Source organism: Micromonospora sp. NPDC002411 (genome assembly GCF_053592955.1).
In genome coordinates this window covers 18,222-34,019 of record NZ_JBSFBM010000026.1, presented here as the reverse complement: position 1 = coordinate 34,019, position 15,798 = coordinate 18,222, and the positions used below count along the sequence as shown (strand labels likewise).

The following is a 15,798-nucleotide window of genomic DNA, read 5'->3' as shown; positions in this document are numbered from 1 at the left end:
CGCGCGGCGTGCGGGGCGACCAGGCCGACGAAGCCGATGACCCCGACGGCCGAGACCGCTGTGGCCCCACGGTCGTTGCCGAGACCGTGGGGGCCGATCGCAAGGCCCGACCGGCCGACCACCACCGGCGACGGGGTTCGCCGGCAGAGGAACCATCACCGGGTTCACCGGTTGTGGGCGGCCGAGGTGCGAATCGGGCCGGAGCACCGCGGGGAGACGGGCTCGCTGCAACGACCTGCTGTTCAGCGTCGGTGTGCCTCGTCAGCGTCGGTGTGCGAAGAGCGCGCGATAGTCGGAGTCGCCACGGAACCAGGCCAGGCCGGTGGGGCCGGCCGCGTACAGCGCTGTGGCGTAGGCGTCGGCGATCGTCAGGTCGGGGCCCACGACGGTGGCGGCGACGAGGTGGTCGGCCGGCTCGCCGGTGTGCGGATCCACCACATGTCCCTGCCGCCCCGTCACCCCGGAGGTGCCGACCGCGCCGGCGGTCATCTCCAACACCAGCGGCGCGCGCTCGGGGGCGGTCGGGTGGTGCACGGCGACCCGCCAGGGCCCACCGTGCGGCGCGTGCCCCCGGACGACGAGGTCCGCGCCGGCGAGCACGGCGTAGTCGTGGACGCCTGCGGCGCGCAGCCTCTCGGCGGCGCGCTCGACAGCCCAGCCGCCGAGCAGGCCGCCCGGGTCGAAGCCGCCGGGCACCGCCCAGGCGTCGAACCACCCGTCGGTGGCGGCGCGCATGGCCGTGCAGCGGTCCACCAGGTCGGCGAGGGGCGGGTACGAGTCGGGGCTGATCTCGCCTCGACGTAGGCGGGAGACCAGGCTCTCCGGACGGTTGGGGCTGTAGGTGAGGTCGATGGCGCGAAGCTCCGCCACGCTGTCCCGTAGTGCCTCGCCGACGCCTCGACGGCCGAGCCAGGCGGGCGCGTTGAGCAGGAGGGTGTACTCAGCGGTCGCGGTGCGGACGGTGTGCTGCACGGCGATTCGGCCGTCGATGGCGGCGGCCGGGTCGATCCGCTGCCGGCGGCTGCCGAGTCGGAGGTCCGGCCGGCGGTTGCGGAACGCGGACAGGTCCGGCCAGCGGGTCCGTGGCTGCTCGTCGACGCGCATCGCGTTCGCCCCCTCGCGCTTGGTGTCGCGTCGCCGCGACCCCCGGTGGTCAGCAGGCCCCCGTGACCCACTGACCACCACGGTAGGCAGCGGAGATGATCGCCTCATGAGTCTCAGCTGAGAGGGTGCTGTGCATCGGCGTATCCCGAATACTGGAAGCCGCGTACCGGGAGGCGGGACGGCGACGTACCGTTGCCCGGTACGGAACCGTTGAGCAGAGGAGTGCGGTCGTGGCGCGGATCGCTGTGGTGGCCGGGGATGGCATCGGGCCCGAGGTGGTCGCGCAGGCCCGTAAGGTCCTCGACGCGGTGTTGCCCGGCGTTCAGGCCACCGAGTACGACCTCGGCGCGGCCCGCTGGCACCGTACCGGAGAGGTGTTGCCCGACTCCGTGCTGGCCGAGCTGGCCGGGCACGACGCGATCCTGCTCGGCGCGGTCGGTGACCCCACGGTTCCGCCGGGTGTGCTGGAGCGAGGTCTGCTGCTCAAGCTCCGGTTCGCCTTCGACCAGTACGTCAACCTGCGCCCGTCCCGGCTGTGGCCCGGGGTCGCCGGCCCGCTGGGCAGCGTGAAGCCGGGCGAGGTCGACCTGGTGGTGGTGCGTGAGGGCACCGAGGGTCTCTACGCCGGGGCCGGTGGCTCGCTGCACCGGGACACCCCCGCCGAGGTCGCCACCGAGGAGAGCCTGAACACCCGGCACGGCGTGGAGCGGGTGATCCGCGACGCGTTCGCCCGCGCCGGCCGCCGGGAGCGGCGCAAGGTCACCCTGGTGCACAAGACCAACGTGCTCACCCACGCCGGGTCGCTCTGGGCGCGCACGTTCGACGCGGTCGCCGCCGAGCACCCGGACGTCGCCACCGAATATCAGCACGTCGACGCCGCCGCGATGTTCCTGGTCACCCAGCCGCAGCGCTACGACGTGGTGGTCACCGACAACCTCTTCGGCGACATCCTCACCGACATCGCCGCCGCCGTCACCGGCGGGATCGGGCTGGCCGCGAGCGGCTGCATCAACCCCGAGGGGGCGTACCCCTCGATGTTCGAGCCGGTGCACGGCTCGGCACCGGACATCGCCGGTCAGGGTGTCGCCGACCCGGTCGCCGCGGTGCTCTCCGCCGCGTTGCTGCTGGAGCAGCTCGGGCACGCCGAGGCTGCCGCCCGCGTCAACGCGGCGGTCGCCGCCGAGCTGGCCAGCCGCACCCCGGGCGTGACGCTGCGGACCGAAGAGGTCGGCGACCGGCTCGCCGCCCACTCCGTAGCCTGACCACCCCGGCGTCGGCCTGCCCGGGCACGCCGTCCCGGCCGGACGGCGCTACCCGCTGAACGACCGTTCGGGGTAAGTTTCTGGCACAGCCAACTCGGTGTGCGGTCCCGCATGCCGTTGTCCCGCAGGGAGGTCAGCGCGATGAGCGGTGGTGACAAGCTCGACTTCGAGATCCGTCCGAATCCCGCGCCGGTATCCGCCGCCGACCGGGCCGCCCTGCTGGCCAACCCCGGGTTCGGCCGCGTCCACACCGATCACATGGTCACCATCCGCTACGCCGAGGGCAAGGGTTGGTACGACGCCCGGGTCGAGGCGCGGGGGCCGATCCCGATGGACCCGGCAAGCGCCGTGCTGCACTACGCGCAGGAGATCTTCGAAGGCCTGAAGGCGTACCGGACGGCCGACGGCGGCGTGACGATGTTCCGGCCGGACGCCAACGCCTCCCGGTTCGTCGCGTCGGCGCAGCGGATGGCGATGCCGGAGCTGCCGCCCGAGGTGTTCATCGACTCGCTGCACAAGCTGATCGAGATCGACCAGGACTGGATCCCCACCGACGAGGACGGCAGCCTCTACCTGCGGCCGTTCATGTTCGCCAGCGAGGTGTTCCTCGGCGTCCGCCCGGCCAACGAATACCTCTACCTGGTGATCGCCTCACCGGCCGGGTCGTACTTCAGCGGTGGGGTCAAGCCGGTGACCGTCTGGGTTTCCCCGGACTACACCCGGGCCGCCCCCGGTGGCACCGGCGCGGCCAAGTGCGGTGGCAACTACGCCGCGTCGCTGGCGGCCCAGGCGGAGGCCATCGAGGCCGGCTGCGACCAGGTGGTCTTCCTGGACGCTGTGGAGCGCCGGTTCGTCGACGAGCTGGGCGGCATGAACGTCTTCTTCGTCTACGACGACAACACTGTGGTCACCCCGCCGCTGACCGGCACGATCCTGCCCGGCATCACCCGCGACGCGATCATGACGCTGGCGGCGGCGGCCGGGCACCAGGTCGAGGAGCGGCCGGTCAGCTTCGCCGACTGGCAGGCCGACGCGGCCAGCGGTCACCTGCGGGAGGTGTTCGCCTGCGGCACCGCCGCGGTGGTCACCCCGATCGGTGGGGTCCGCTTCCCGGACGGCGAGTTCCTGATCGGTGGCGGCGAGCCCGGCCGGGTCACGATGTCGCTGCGTCAGCAGTTGGTCGACATCCAGCGCGGCAGGACCGCCGACGCGCACGGTTGGGTGCACCGGGTCCTCTGACGCTCGTCGCGAGGTTGGCCCGTCCGAGCGGACAGGCCAACCTCGCTGGGTCTACGCCTCATCGAGCAGGTGGTCGCGGAGGGCGGCGAGCTGCTCGTCGGTCACCCCGGCGTGCCGCAGGTACGCCTCGATGGACCCGTGCCCGGCCCGCAGCTCGTCGAGGAAGATCTGCATCGCCTCGGCGGGGGAGGCCAGGAACGGCGCCGGCACGTCCACCCCGCCCGGGGTGACGGTGGCCAGCCAGGCGCTGTACCGGGCGGAGGCCTCGCTGCTGAGCGCGTAGTCCGCGGTGATGTCCGCGTCGTCGACGCCGAGCACGGCGAGGGTCAACGCGCAGACGATGCCGGTGCGGTCCTTTCCCGCGACGCAGTGCACCACCACCGGGGCGTTGGCGGAGTCGGCGATCAGCCCGACCGCCTCGGCCAGCCCGGCGGTGCCGGTCTGGGCCAGGTCGGCGTAACGGTCGGCGAGGTACCGGGCGAGGCTGGCGCCCTCCTCGTGCGGCGTACCCGCCCAGTCGTCGTGCTCCGGGTGGATGTGCCGGTAGGTCAGCCCCTGGTAGGCCGGCACCCTGCCGTCGCGCTCCACCTCGCTGGGGCGGCGCAGGTCGATCACGGTGCGGACGCCGATCGCGGCGAACGCGTCCCGGTCCTGTTCCGTGAGGCGGTGCAGCGAGTCGGAGCGGTAGAGGCGGCCCCGGCGTACGGACCGGTCGCCGTGGCCGAGGTAGCCACCGACGTCGCGGAAGTTGAAGGTGGCCGGGAGGGAGATCTGGCGGCTGTCGTCGATGGCGTCCACGCTCACACGGTAACGGCCGGTGGGTCCGTGCCCCACCGGCCGTCGAGCCGAACCGTCAGCGTGCCGTGCCAGGCGGAAGGGCGCCGTACGTCTCGTCGTAGTAGCCACCCAGCCGATCCCGGTAGCTCGGGTCGCTGTGGCTGGTCTCGTCGTACTCCGGGGCGGCCTTGATCTGGTCCCGGGTGCGGTCGACGGAGACGGTGCGCTGGTCGTGGTCGACCTGGTTGACGGTGCCGGCCGGGAGCATCACCTTCTTGCCGAAGATCCACGGGCCGGTGTCCACGACCAGGTAGCTGCCGTCCACCTCGTGGCTGGCGCTGTCGATCTTGCCGACCCCGCCGTCGGTGGCCTCGACCTTGTAGCCGACCAGGTCGGCGTCAGCCACCCCGGCGTGATCCCGGTAGCGCCAGGGGTCGAAGGTGCCGGCGGGCGCACCGCCGGGCACCGCGCCCTGGTCGCCGCCGTGCAGCGGGTCCGGCCCGGCGTGGGTGGCGTGCGGATCGATCCTGTCCATGCCGTTCACTCCTGACTGTCGCCGATCGTCGCGGCGTCGGTGGGTGCGTTCCCCCACGGGAGCTACCCGGCTGTCGGGGGATGGAAACGGCGGGAGGGCTGCGGTGCTCAGGCGGAGGGTGTGGTTCCTCCGGCCAGGGCCGCCTCGGCGTCCAGGGTGACCGCCGCGGCGTGCACCACGGCGGAGATCCGCAGTGCCTCGTGCACCTGTTCTCCGGTGAAGCCGCGGTCGCGCAGCGACTTCTCGTGCACCTCCAGGCACACCCCGCAGCCGGCGATCGCCGACACCGCGAGGCACCACACCTTGAAGTCACCCTTGTCCACGCCGGGTCGGGCGGTGACCCGCATCCGCAGCCGGGCCGGCATCGAGGCGTACCGCTCGTCACCGATGAGGTGCTTGGCCCGGTAGTAGACGTTGGTCATCGCCATGATCGCGGCAGCGGCCTTGGCTGCCTCCACACCCTCCGGCCCGAGGTGCCCGAGCGCCTCGGCCGCGATCTCCCGCAGCACCACCGGGTTCCGGGCTGTCACCGCGCACGCCAGCGCGGCACCCCAGGCCTGCGCCGGGGTCAGCAGCGAGGTGCCGATGGTGGTGTCCAGGTTGAGCGCGATGTCCCTGGCGTACTCGGGGAGGGCCGCCCTGATCGCGTCCAGGCCCATGGTCAGACCCCGGCGATCTCCGTCGGGCCGACGACTGTGACGTCGATCGACCCGACGGAGACCCCACGCCACTTGCCCTCGTGGGACGCGTGGTTGATCGTCGTGAACGCGTTGGTGACGTCCAGCGATACCCAGGCGGTGAGGCTGTGCTCAGGTAAGCGGTTACTGACGGTGAGCACAGGTCCTCCTTGCCGATGGCGCGGTGGCCATCATCGGATCCGTTACCGACTCCCACATCTCACGGGTCATCTCGTACTCCACCTCACCGGATTCCGTCCCTGGTATCGGGTCGTCCCAGGAAGGAAAGTAGGTGCGCACATACCTCATGCCGACGGCCTTCATCACGCCCTGAGAGCCGACGTTCACCGTCATGGTCTGCGCGATCACCCGGCTCTGCCCGACCGTGTCGAAGGCATGCCGCAGCAGGGCCTGCGATGCCTCGCTGGCCAGACCTCTACGCCAGCAGTGGCGGGCAAGCCGGTAGCCCAACTCCGCGACGGTTGGATCGTCCGGCTGGTCGGGGCCGTGTGCCGGCGGAAGCATCATGAGCCCGATGAAATCGCCCTGGTCCTCATGCTCCGGCGCTACCGTGCCACGCGCACCGCCATCGGACCCGAACGCCATCCAGTAACCCAGGCCGCCCACCTTGCCGGACAGCGCCAACCTCTGCGAGTGAGACGTGGCCACCTCGTCCCTGGATCGCGCCCGCCCGGTGATGTAGCGGAGCACCTCCGGGTCGGAGTCGAGCTCGACCTCCAGTTCGAAGTGCCGATCTGCGAGGGGGACCATCAGCAGACGGGCGGTACGTAGAGTCGGTTGAATCACGCGACGACAGTTTCACGAGGGAGCCGGCGCCGCTACTCGATTCGAACGTGGCGGCCCTGGCTCCTCGTTGTGTCGCGACAACGCGGGGAGCGGAGACAGTCCGCCTGGTCTGCGGTCCGTGGCGGTCGGGAGGGTCGGACGTCTGCCATCATGGCCGAATGTTCGAACCGGGGTCGCGATCCAAGGAGGTAAGCACCTTCATGCTTCCTGCGGACGAGGCGGCGTTCGGCGATGCGCTGGCACCCGCGATCGCCGACCTCGGGCAATGGGAGACCCACGACCAGCGAGCCCGGACCATCAGGCTGCACGACTCGTTGCCGGCTGCGCTGCACCACGACCGCACGCAGGCGTTCCTGCGACTGCTCGGCCGGGACGGCGGTACCGTGGGGCCTCTCATCCAGTACCTTCACACCTCGGTGGTGACCACGGACGAGGCTGTGCTCACCGCTACCGGCGGCCGGTACCGTGCGACGGCTGAACGGCCTGAAGCGATGTCGCCGGGCCGGCTGGCGTTCAAGTGGTTCCCTGGGGACGAGGCTGACTGCGTACAGCGGGACTTCGTCGTCCTGGTCGACGCGGCCTGGAAGGCGTTGCAGGCGGTGACGTCGCCGCACGTCGAGACCGTCGAGGGCAGGCACTTACGGCGGCACCGGGTCGGGTCGGCAGCGAAAGCGTGGGTGCTCGATCGACCGGATCTTCTTTTACACGACCACGCGCTACGCCTGAGGATCCGCCCGGTCCGCCGCGTCCCTGACGTCGTGAGCGCCGACTGATCCGTCGCGGGCCGCGACAAGAAACGACAACTCGTTGCCGAGGCGCTGTCGCGTTGCTCAACATCGATGCGTACCCATCTGTCGACGTCGTCGTGCTCGCACGCCGGGCCGTACGGCATCCCGAGTGGACGAACGAGGAGATGGCGATGATCCGAGGTTCGACGCCCAGGCTACGGCGGACTCTCATCGTGCTGGGAACGGTGCTCGCCACGGTCGCGGCCACCCTCACGGTCGCCACGACACCCGTCGCCGCGGCCCCGTCACCTGACGACTACAGCGGCTCCGACCTGTGGCTGCGGTACGTGCCGGTCAGCGACTCGAAGCTGCTGCGCGACTATCGCCGGACGGTCACGGGGATCGTGGTCGAGAACGCCGACGCCACGAAGGTCCACCGGCACACGCCGGACCTCGCCATGGCACCCGGGTCCGCTGAGAAGCTGGCCGAGACCACGCTGGGCGCGGCCCGGGACGAGCTGGTACGCGGGCTGGGCGGGCTGCTCGGCCAACCGACTCCCGTGACGACGGTCGACGGTCACCGCGTACCGGACGGTGCGGTGGTCGTCGGCACGCCGACGAGTTCGCCGTTGGTGAGCCGTAATGTCCCGGCGCGGGACCTGGCCAAGGTCGGCGACGAGGGTTATCTCGTCCGTTCGGTGACGAGCGGGAAGGCGCGGTTCACCGTCATCGCCGGCAACACCGACCTCGGCGCGCTGTACGGCACCTACGCCTTCCTGCGGCTCCTGCAGACGCAGAAACCCATCGACCGTCTCCGCGTCGCGGAGTCACCGAAGATCAAACATCGGCTGCTGAACAACTGGGAGACCGAGCGCCTCTACGCCGGCAACAACGCATCCGGGCTGGGCGGACTGAACGGGGAGAGCGGGGCGATCTTCAACTTCGCGGCGACCGGGGCGAGCGCCGGACGGAACCTGCCCGTCATCCTGGACCGCTACATCGTGGTGGCACGGGCGTTGGCGTCCCTCGGCATCAACGGCATCACCATCAACAACGTCAACGCCGACAACGCGTACCTGACCAGCGCCCGGATCGCGCAGGAGGCGGCCCTGGCCGACGCGCTGCGTCCGTACGGCATCAAGCTGGGCCTGTCGATCCGCTACACCGCGCCCACGGACAGCCGCTTCGCGCCGGACACGCTCACCAACAGCCAGCTCAACCCCTACGGCGCCGACTTCCGGGGCTGGTGGAACCGACGGGCCCGGCAGATCCAGGCCGCCATCCCGGACTTCATGGGCCTCACCGTGAAGGCCAACTCGGAGGGCCAGCCAGGGCCACAGGATTTCGGGTACGACCACGGTGACGGCGCCAACGCCATCGCCGCCGCGGTGGCGCCGCTCGGGATGACAGTGCACTGGCGGACGTTCGTCTACAACGCCGAGGTCGACAACGACCGTCTCAAGCGGGCCTACCTGGAGTTCGGGCCGATCGACGACGAGGTCCAGCCGGACGGCAGTAGGGGGCGCTTCGCCGACAACGTGTTCCTGCAGACCAAGAACGGGCCGCTGGACTTCCAGGCCCGGGAGCCCATCCACCCGATGTTCGGCCGGATGGAGAACACCAACCAGGCCCTGGAACTCCAGATCACGCAGGAGTACACGGGCCAGAACTGGATGCTGGCCTACCTCGGTCCGATGTACGAGGAGATCCTCAAGACCGACACGTACGCCACCGACGCCAACGGGAAGCTGCTGCGCGAGCGCCTGGTCGGCGACATCGTCGACGGGACCGCCCAGCACCACTCGGACACGGCCATCGTCGGTGTCGCCAACCTCGGCAACGCCGACAACCTGACCGGGCACCACTTCTCCCAGGCGAACCTCTTCGCCTTCGGCCGTCAGGCATGGGACTGGACACTCGACGCGGAGGACATCGCCACCGACTGGGTCCGGATGACCTGGAGCAACGACCGGCGTGTCGTCGACACGATCCGGACGATGATGATGGGTTCCTGGGAGTCGCTGGTCAGCTACCAGACGCCGCTGGGCATCGGCCACCAGTTCGCCGAGGGCGCCCACTACCGCCCCGACCCCGCCGACTGGGCGGGCCGCGACGACTGGAGCCCGATCTACTACAACAAGGCCGACAGCGTCGGCCTGGGCTTCGACCGCTCCCCCACCGGCAGCAACCTGGCCGCCCAGTACTTTCCCCGGTTGCAGCAGCGCTACGGGAACATCGACTCAGTCCCGGAGAACCTGCTCATGTGGTTCCACCACGTGCCCTGGGGTCACCGGATGGACAGCGGCCGGACGTTCTGGGACGAGCTGGTCTACCGCTACCAGATGGGCGTGCAGTACGTGACCTGGATGCGGGAGACCTGGGAGACGCTCCAGCCCGACATCGACGCACGCCGGTTCGCGGAGGTACGCGCCAAGCTCGCCGTCCACGAGGCGGACGCCGCCGACTGGCGGGACACCTCGGTGAACTACTGGAAGGAGTTCAGCGGGCGGGACATCCCGGTGGACGACGCGCCGCTGTCCGCGACGATCGTGGTGGGCGGGAAGGAGTTCGGCGGCTTCAACCTGTCGGAGAACGCGTACACCATCCCGGTGCCGGCCGGGGCGTCGCCGACCATCACGAAGGTGCGGACCGCCGATCGGAAGGCCCGTTACGAGGTCGTCTCGCAGGCGGCCGGCGTACCCGGTCAGGCGGTCGTCAAGGTCACCACGAAGGGCTTCTTCGGGCCTCTGGTGAAGAACTACGTCTTCAACCTGGTGCCCGACACGACGCTCGCGAGCCTGCGCGTCGACGACAGGCCCCTGGCGTCCTTCTCCCCGACGGTGCTGCACTACAACGTCCTCACGCCGGCCGGCACCACGACCGTGCCGACGGTCGCGGCACGTGCCGCCGACCCCGCCGCCTCGGTGGTGCTCGAGCAGGCCGACAGTGCCACCGGGCAGGCACGGGTCACCGTCACCAACGGCGGCGCGTCGTCGGTCTACGTGGTGGACCTGAACACCACCCTCACCGGCAGCGACGAGTTCGCCTCAACCCAGCTCGGCCCGCAGTGGCAGTGGGTCCGGCCGGACGACAGCAGGTGGCGTCTGGCCGACGGGTCGCTGGTCATCACCGCCCATCAGGGTGACCTGCAGGGCACCGTCAACACCGCGAAGAACCTGGCGCTCCAGGACGTCGACGGGGACTGGACGGCCGACTCCAGGATCGTCTTCTCCCGGCCACTCGCCGCCAACAACGAGCAGGGCGGTGTCCTCGCGTACGCGGACGACGACAACTACGTCAAGCTCGCCTGGGAGATGGCCAACGCCGGCGCGCCGGTCCACAAGGCCCGGGTCGTCTTCCTGCGCGAACAGAACGGCGTGACGTCGACGGTGGAGATCACCGGTGCGGACGCCCAGCGCATCGTCGGGGCTGACGGGGCCACCTGGCTGCGCCTGACGAAGATCGGAAACAGCTACCGCGCCTACTACTCCACCGACGGAAGCGTCTACCGCTACATCGGCTCCCAAACGCTGAACGCCGAGCCGACAAAGGCCGGGGTGCTGGCCTTCAACCGGGCCGGCACCTCCACCGACCTCGACGTCGCCTTCGACTACTTCCGGGTGCGGAGCCTGGGTGAGCAGATCCGCCAGCCGTGACGGAGACCGGGCCCGCCCCGATTGGAGCGGGCCCGGTCGTCGTGCACCGTGGCGGACCTGGTCCGTCAGCCGCCGATCGCGACGGCGAAGACGTGCATGGTCGGCACGTTGGCCGCCGGCCGCGCGCTGATGTTGGGCAGGACGACCTGGGCAACCGCCTTGCTCTGCAACGACACACCCACGTAGTAGATGCAGGCGGCCGTGGCCTGGCGGCCGTTGTTGGGCCGGTTCTGGTACGCGGACACGATGGCGGCGGTTCCCCCGGAGTGGGGCCCGCCGTACCAGTCGGGTGAGCTCAGCGTGAACGTCTGGCGGGTGCCGTCGGCGTACACGACGGTGCCTGTCCCGGACACGGTGCCGTACGTGCCGGTCAGCAGGAAGCCGAGCGTGCTGCCGGTGCCGCTGATGCCGATGGTCTGGCCCGATGCGACGGCGTTGTCGGCCGTGCCGGGGCTGACGTTGGGCCAGCGGAAGGTCACCCCGTTGCGGCTGATCGTGGCGCCCGGGCTGGCTCCGGCCGAGGCCAGGGCCTGCGCGGACAGGCTTGCCCCGTTGCCGTCGAAGTTTCCAACGTTGGTGTTGCTGTCGTTGGTGATGCCGGCGTTGGTGAAGCTCTGCTCCAGCGTCGGGGTGGCGACGCCCGTGCTGGTGACCCGGTAGGTGCGCCCGGCCTGGACGGTGACCTCGACCAGGTCGGACTCGATCCGGGTGACCCGGGGCGCCGAACCGTCGGCGGTGTCGACCACCGTGACGGTGCCGGTGAGAATGCGGGCGCGCAGGCGGACCGTGCCGGCGCGGTCCGGGCGGACGAGCACCTCGGTGGCCTGACCGTTGCTCCAGGTGATGCCGACCGTGTGCCCGCCGCGACCCCGCAGGCCGGTCACCTTCCCGGCCGGCCAGGCCGGCGGCAGCGCGGGCAGGATGTGCAACTCGCCGGCGTGGCTCTGCAGCAGCATCTCGGCGATGCCCGCCGTCGCGCCGAAGTTGCCGTCGATCTGGAACGGCGGGTGCAGGTCGAACATGTTCGGCGCGAGCCGCGCGGTGGTGGCGAGGTAGCGGATCAGGTCGTGTGCCCGCTTGCCCTCCTCCATCCGTGCCCAGAAGTTGATTTTCCAGGCCAGCGACCAGCCGGTCCCGTCGTCGCCGCGCAGTGCCAGGGTCCGGCGGGCCGCCTCGAACAGCTGCGGGGTGCCGCGCTTGGTGATCTGGTTGCTGGGGGCCAACCCGTACAGGTGGGAGATGTGCCGGTGGTTGGGCTCGGTCTCCACCCAGTCGTAGAGCCACTCCATGATGTTGCCGCGCGAGCCGACCTTCATCGGAGGGAGCCGGTCGCGGGTGGCCCGGACCTGCGCCCGGAAGGTGCTGTCCACGTTGAGGACCTCGCTCGCACGGGCGACGCCGTCGAAGAGGTCCCGCAGGATCTGGTTGTCCATGGTGGGGCCGGCGCACACGCTGGCGTTCGAGTGGTGGCTGAGCTCCGGCGAGTTCGACGGGTTGGTCACCAGGTAGCCGAGGGTCGGCTCGGTCACCAGGGTGTCCAGGAAGAACTGCGCGGCACCCTTCATGGCCGGATAGTTCGTCCGCAGGAACTCGATGTCGCCGTTGAACAGGTAGTGGTCCCAGATCAACACCGACAGCCACGCGCCACCGGTCTGCCACATCCCCCAGAACGCGCCGTCCACCACTGCCGTGGCCCGCCACGCGTCGGTGTTGTGGTGGGTGACCCAGCCACCCGCGTTGTACTGCACCTGGGCGGTACGCGCACCGGCGACCGAGAGCTCCCGGACCATGTCGAACACCGGGTTGTGACACTCGGCCAGGTTCGTCGTGTTGGCCGGCCAGTAGTTCATCGGCAGGTTCGCGTTGATCGTGTACTTCGAGTCCCACGAGGGGGTCAGTGAGTCGTTCCAGATGCCCTGCAGGTTGGCCGGTTGCGTGCCGGGCCGCGAGGACGAGATCAGCAGGTACCGGCCGAACTGGAACAACAGCGCGGAGAACTGCGGATCGTTGACGCTGTTGTGCTGGGCGATCCGCACGTCGGTCGTCTGGTTCGCGGCCGAGGTGCGGCCCAGGTCCAGTGTGACCCGGTTGAAGAGCGCCTGGTAGTCGGCCACGTGCCTGCTGCGCAGCGAGTCGAAGCTGACGGCCCGGGCGGCGCTCAGGCGCTGCCGTGCGATGCCACCGTAGTCGCCACCGACGTTGCGGTAGTTGACGTAGCTGGAGCCGATGGAGATCAGCAGGACCACGCTCGTGGCGTTGGTGACCCGCAGGGTGCCGCCAGAGCTGGACACGCTGCCACCGGTGACGGTGGCGTTGGCCAGGGCGAGGAAGCGGACCTGACCGGTGACGCCCTCCATGTTGCCGGAGACGCCGTCGAGGCCGATCGTGGCACCGTCCGGGCTGGACACCGACGTGCGCTGCGGGCTGTCGAAGGTGGCGGTGAAGCTGATCGAGTTGCTCCGGTCGGCCGTGAGTCGCATCGCGATGACCTGGTCCGGCGCGCTGGCGAACACCTCACGCTGGTGACGGACGCCGTTGAGCACATACGACGTCGTGACGGTGGCGGTGGTGAGGTCCAAGGTGCGGTCGTACTGCGACGCCCCGCTGGCCGACCCGAAGGCGAGCCGCAGGTTACCGACGGTCTGGTAGGCCAGTTGACCCCCGGGGTTGCCCATCATGGTCTGGTTGATCAGGTCCTGGGCCTGGGTCCACTGGTTGGCGTTGACCAGGCGCCGAATCTCCCCCAGCGAACCGGCGCCCCGGGGGTTGCTCGGGTCGTGCGGGCCGCCGGCCCAGACGGTGTCCTCGTTGAGTTGGAGCCGTTCCGTGTCGACGTTGCCGAAGACCATGGCGCCGAGGCGGCCGTTGCCGATCGGCAGCGCCCGGAGCCAGTCCGTGCCGGCCCCCTCGTCGTACCAGAGGGCGAGGTCCCCGGCGGCCAGCACCTGCGGCGGCGCCACCGCGTCCGCGCGGGCCGCGGCGGTCCAGGGAAGCGGTAGGAGAGCGCCGCCCGCACCGGCCGCGCCGATCTTGATGGCTTGCCGTCGAGTCAGGTCGGACATCGATCCTCCAAACGGTGACCGGTCCGGCCACCCGAAGCGGGACAACCATGAGAGCCGTCGTCGGGATCCGCTTGCTGGCATCGACCGCGACCGCATTGACCGGCCGAGATCAGCCCCGGAGACAGCCAGACATCTGATGTGTTTCGCGAAGGTTACTCCGACGCAACGGAATCGGCAATGGTCGATAGATGATGGGAATCCGCCCTCTGACCCGTTCCACGGAGCGCCGCCGACAGGGAGACGGCATCGACCCGGCGCTTCCCGACACGGACGGATCCCCGACCGGCCACCGTCGAGCGACCAGGTAGGTGCCCATACATCGGATGTACCGTCCTTCGGGCGGATTCCCCGGCGTTCCGGCCGGCCGCAACCTCGACGGGTCGACGGGCGTCTAGCGGGAAACACTTCCAGGTTGGACCGGAGGACCCGATGACCTCGACAACGCTACGTGCCCTCGTGCCCGTCGCCGTACTGGCGGGCCTCGCGGCCTGCACGACCCCCTCGCCCACGCCGGAGGCCGGGGCCGGCACCACGTCGCCCGTACCCAGGGCCACGTCCGCTTCCCCGGACACCTCGCCGACCCGCACGGCACCCGCGACACCCGACGCCACCCGGGCCGCCTGTCCGGTCAGCGCGGCCACCCTTCAGCGGGTGTCAGGGCTCGGCGACAGCCACCGGATCGACCCGGACCAGATCAACTGCGCACGTCGGTGGGCGACGGCCGGAGTGCGCGCCGTCGACCCGAGCATGCAGGGCGACGGCGTACTGGTCTTCGAGTACGACAACGGCAGGTGGAAGAAGCTGGGCGAAGGCAGCGCGATCGAATGCAGCCCGTTCGGCATCCCGAACGAGATCGGCGACCAGGTCGGCTGCCGCGACCAGTGACGGCGGTCGAGTAGCAGTCCGCGGCGGACACGTTCAGGGGACGCGGTGCGGCGGCCGCCGCACCGTTCAGCCGGTTCGTCCTAATCTCGACTCGTTCCTGGAGGGCGATCACGGAGGCCACGGTGGGTGCGATACCCAGACGACAGTTCGTCCGGCTCTCCGGGACCGCCGGCGCGACCGGACTCCTGGGCCTGATGGGCGCCGACCGGGTACTGGCCGACGGCGGGCACGCCGACGGAGGCCAGACCCCCGCGCCGGCCCCGCCGGAACCCGGCGGCCCCGGCGCCACCGCCTGCCCCACGCCCTCCCAGCTGTGCGGCTACCCCACCGACACGGGAGGCCGGTACGACCTGTGGGACCGGGTGCAGGTCTGCGAGGGCACCAAGACCGGCCCGCCGTTCCCGCAGTGTCTACGGACGACCCCCACCTACGTGATCCTCAACGGGGGGTCGGGGTCGAACCACGACTTCCTCCTCGTCCCCAGTTGCCGGATCAGCGGCATCGAGTGCCCGTTCATCACGACCACCAACGCCCCCAACTACTGGCTGGAAGCGTGGAACAACGCCCAGTCCGGTCAACCCGCACACGTCGTCTACCCGCACATCGGGCTGGGCATCAATTCGGCCGACCCGACGATCCGGATGCAGGACCAGCTGCACATCCACCTGGCCGGGATCCACTCCGGCATCCAGACGCAGCTGAACAACCACGACAGCACGATCACCAACAACCCGGCGCGCTGGCGCAACCAGGTCGTGCCCGTCTGGGGCCTGACCAGCACCGGCCAGCCCGCGCCCCGCTCGTACCGGGTCCTGCACGTCGCGAACCTGAACGAGAACCTCTTCCGGCTCCTGCTCGACAGCGTGGTACGCCCCACCGGGGCGACGATGGCGGCGCAGATCCTCGCCGTGACACCCCGCCTGGTCGGCAGCGGCGGGTTCTACGTCCTGAACAGTGAACCCGGCCTGCCCGTCGCACCCGGACAGCCCGGCGGCACCGGCACCGTCGACTTCCTCCTCGCCTACGCGTAGCGGGGCTCGGCCGGCGTGCACCGAGTCGTGACTAG

The 15,798-nt window shown here is 70.3% G+C and carries 13 protein-coding genes; 6 read left to right on the top strand and 7 right to left on the bottom strand.

Going from position 1 to position 15,798, the window contains the following annotated elements; all coding sequences use genetic code 11:
• Positions 1-261 precede the first annotated feature (261 nt).
• On the bottom strand, positions 262-1,104 hold the full coding sequence (locus ACWCO3_RS05900) for an FAD:protein FMN transferase (RefSeq protein WP_145785148.1): 843 nt from the start codon (positions 1,102-1,104) through the stop codon (positions 262-264).
• Positions 1,105-1,334: 230 nt separating this feature from the next.
• Between ACWCO3_RS05900 and ACWCO3_RS05895 the strand changes: the two genes are divergently transcribed.
• Both ACWCO3_RS05895 and ACWCO3_RS05890 read left to right on the top strand, forming a co-directional pair.
• A complete protein-coding gene (locus ACWCO3_RS05895; protein WP_358167673.1) occupies positions 1,335-2,366 on the top strand; it encodes a 3-isopropylmalate dehydrogenase in 1,032 nt (343 codons plus the stop codon).
• 141 nt (positions 2,367-2,507) lie between these two features.
• The gene (locus tag ACWCO3_RS05890) at positions 2,508-3,605 is read left to right on the top strand and encodes a branched-chain amino acid aminotransferase (protein WP_358076061.1); all 1,098 of its coding nucleotides are present in this window, start codon (positions 2,508-2,510) and stop codon (positions 3,603-3,605) included.
• Between the two features lie 51 nt (positions 3,606-3,656).
• Here ACWCO3_RS05890 and ACWCO3_RS05885 read toward each other — a convergent pair whose 3' ends face one another.
• The 5 genes from ACWCO3_RS05885 to ACWCO3_RS05865 form a co-directional block, all read right to left on the bottom strand.
• Positions 3,657-4,403, bottom strand: a complete 747-nt coding sequence (locus tag ACWCO3_RS05885; protein ID WP_244311859.1) for a tyrosine-protein phosphatase — start codon at positions 4,401-4,403, stop codon at positions 3,657-3,659.
• Positions 4,404-4,458: 55 nt separating this feature from the next.
• Positions 4,459-4,917, bottom strand: a complete 459-nt coding sequence (locus ACWCO3_RS05880; RefSeq protein ID WP_145785144.1) for a PRC-barrel domain containing protein — start codon at positions 4,915-4,917, stop codon at positions 4,459-4,461.
• 107 nt (positions 4,918-5,024) lie between these two features.
• Complete coding sequence (locus ACWCO3_RS05875; protein ID WP_145785143.1) at positions 5,025-5,576, bottom strand: carboxymuconolactone decarboxylase family protein; 552 nt, start codon at positions 5,574-5,576, stop codon at positions 5,025-5,027.
• Positions 5,577-5,578: 2 nt separating this feature from the next.
• The gene (locus ACWCO3_RS05870) at positions 5,579-5,755 is read right to left on the bottom strand and encodes a hypothetical protein (protein ID WP_167524914.1); all 177 of its coding nucleotides are present in this window, start codon (positions 5,753-5,755) and stop codon (positions 5,579-5,581) included.
• Positions 5,739-6,365 (bottom strand): GNAT family N-acetyltransferase, encoded by a 627-nt coding sequence (locus ACWCO3_RS05865; RefSeq protein ID WP_450008708.1) that lies wholly within the window; start codon positions 6,363-6,365, stop codon positions 5,739-5,741. The genes ACWCO3_RS05870 and ACWCO3_RS05865 overlap by 17 nt, the downstream gene beginning before the upstream one ends.
• 236 nt (positions 6,366-6,601) lie before the next feature.
• Here ACWCO3_RS05865 and ACWCO3_RS05860 point away from each other — a divergent pair, with 236 nt between their 5' ends.
• Together ACWCO3_RS05860 and ACWCO3_RS05855 are read left to right on the top strand one after the other, a co-directional pair.
• Positions 6,602-7,174: a hypothetical protein gene (locus tag ACWCO3_RS05860; protein WP_358166550.1), complete on the top strand. Its 573-nt coding sequence runs from the start codon at positions 6,602-6,604 to the stop codon at positions 7,172-7,174.
• Positions 7,175-7,320: 146 nt separating this feature from the next.
• Positions 7,321-10,785: an alpha-glucuronidase family glycosyl hydrolase gene (locus ACWCO3_RS05855; RefSeq protein WP_450008705.1), complete on the top strand. Its 3,465-nt coding sequence runs from the start codon at positions 7,321-7,323 to the stop codon at positions 10,783-10,785.
• 65 nt (positions 10,786-10,850) lie between these two features.
• Here ACWCO3_RS05855 and ACWCO3_RS05850 read toward each other — a convergent pair whose 3' ends face one another.
• The gene (locus ACWCO3_RS05850; protein WP_244311748.1) at positions 10,851-13,847 is read right to left on the bottom strand and encodes a glycoside hydrolase family 95 protein; all 2,997 of its coding nucleotides are present in this window, start codon (positions 13,845-13,847) and stop codon (positions 10,851-10,853) included.
• Between the two features lie 429 nt (positions 13,848-14,276).
• On the opposite strand from ACWCO3_RS05850, the gene ACWCO3_RS05845 reads away from it, so the two are divergent.
• Positions 14,277-14,732: a hypothetical protein gene (locus tag ACWCO3_RS05845; RefSeq protein ID WP_450008703.1), complete on the top strand. Its 456-nt coding sequence runs from the start codon at positions 14,277-14,279 to the stop codon at positions 14,730-14,732.
• Between the two features lie 122 nt (positions 14,733-14,854).
• Positions 14,855-15,763, top strand: coding sequence for a CDP-diacylglycerol diphosphatase (locus ACWCO3_RS05840; RefSeq protein ID WP_244311749.1), 909 nt, complete (start codon positions 14,855-14,857; stop codon positions 15,761-15,763).
• The last annotated feature ends 35 nt before the right edge of the window (positions 15,764-15,798 follow it).

What these genes read in the sequence shown, in the direction of transcription:
- ACWCO3_RS05900 (WP_145785148.1), bottom strand. Translation starts at nt 1,104, where the DNA reads ATGCGCGTCGACGAGCAGCCACGGACCCGCTGGCCGGACCTGTCCGCG.
- ACWCO3_RS05890 (WP_358076061.1), top strand. Translation starts at nt 2,508, where the DNA reads ATGAGCGGTGGTGACAAGCTCGACTTCGAGATCCGTCCGAATCCCGCG.
- ACWCO3_RS05880 (WP_145785144.1), bottom strand. Translation starts at nt 4,917, where the DNA reads ATGGACAGGATCGATCCGCACGCCACCCACGCCGGGCCGGACCCGCTG.
- ACWCO3_RS05875 (WP_145785143.1), bottom strand. Translation starts at nt 5,576, where the DNA reads ATGGGCCTGGACGCGATCAGGGCGGCCCTCCCCGAGTACGCCAGGGAC.
- ACWCO3_RS05865 (WP_450008708.1), bottom strand. Translation starts at nt 6,365, where the DNA reads ATGGTCCCCCTCGCAGATCGGCACTTCGAACTGGAGGTCGAGCTCGAC.
- ACWCO3_RS05860 (WP_358166550.1), top strand. Translation starts at nt 6,602, where the DNA reads ATGCTTCCTGCGGACGAGGCGGCGTTCGGCGATGCGCTGGCACCCGCG.
- ACWCO3_RS05855 (WP_450008705.1), top strand. Translation starts at nt 7,321, where the DNA reads ATGATCCGAGGTTCGACGCCCAGGCTACGGCGGACTCTCATCGTGCTG.
- ACWCO3_RS05850 (WP_244311748.1), bottom strand. Translation starts at nt 13,847, where the DNA reads ATGTCCGACCTGACTCGACGGCAAGCCATCAAGATCGGCGCGGCCGGT.
- ACWCO3_RS05845 (WP_450008703.1), top strand. Translation starts at nt 14,277, where the DNA reads ATGACCTCGACAACGCTACGTGCCCTCGTGCCCGTCGCCGTACTGGCG.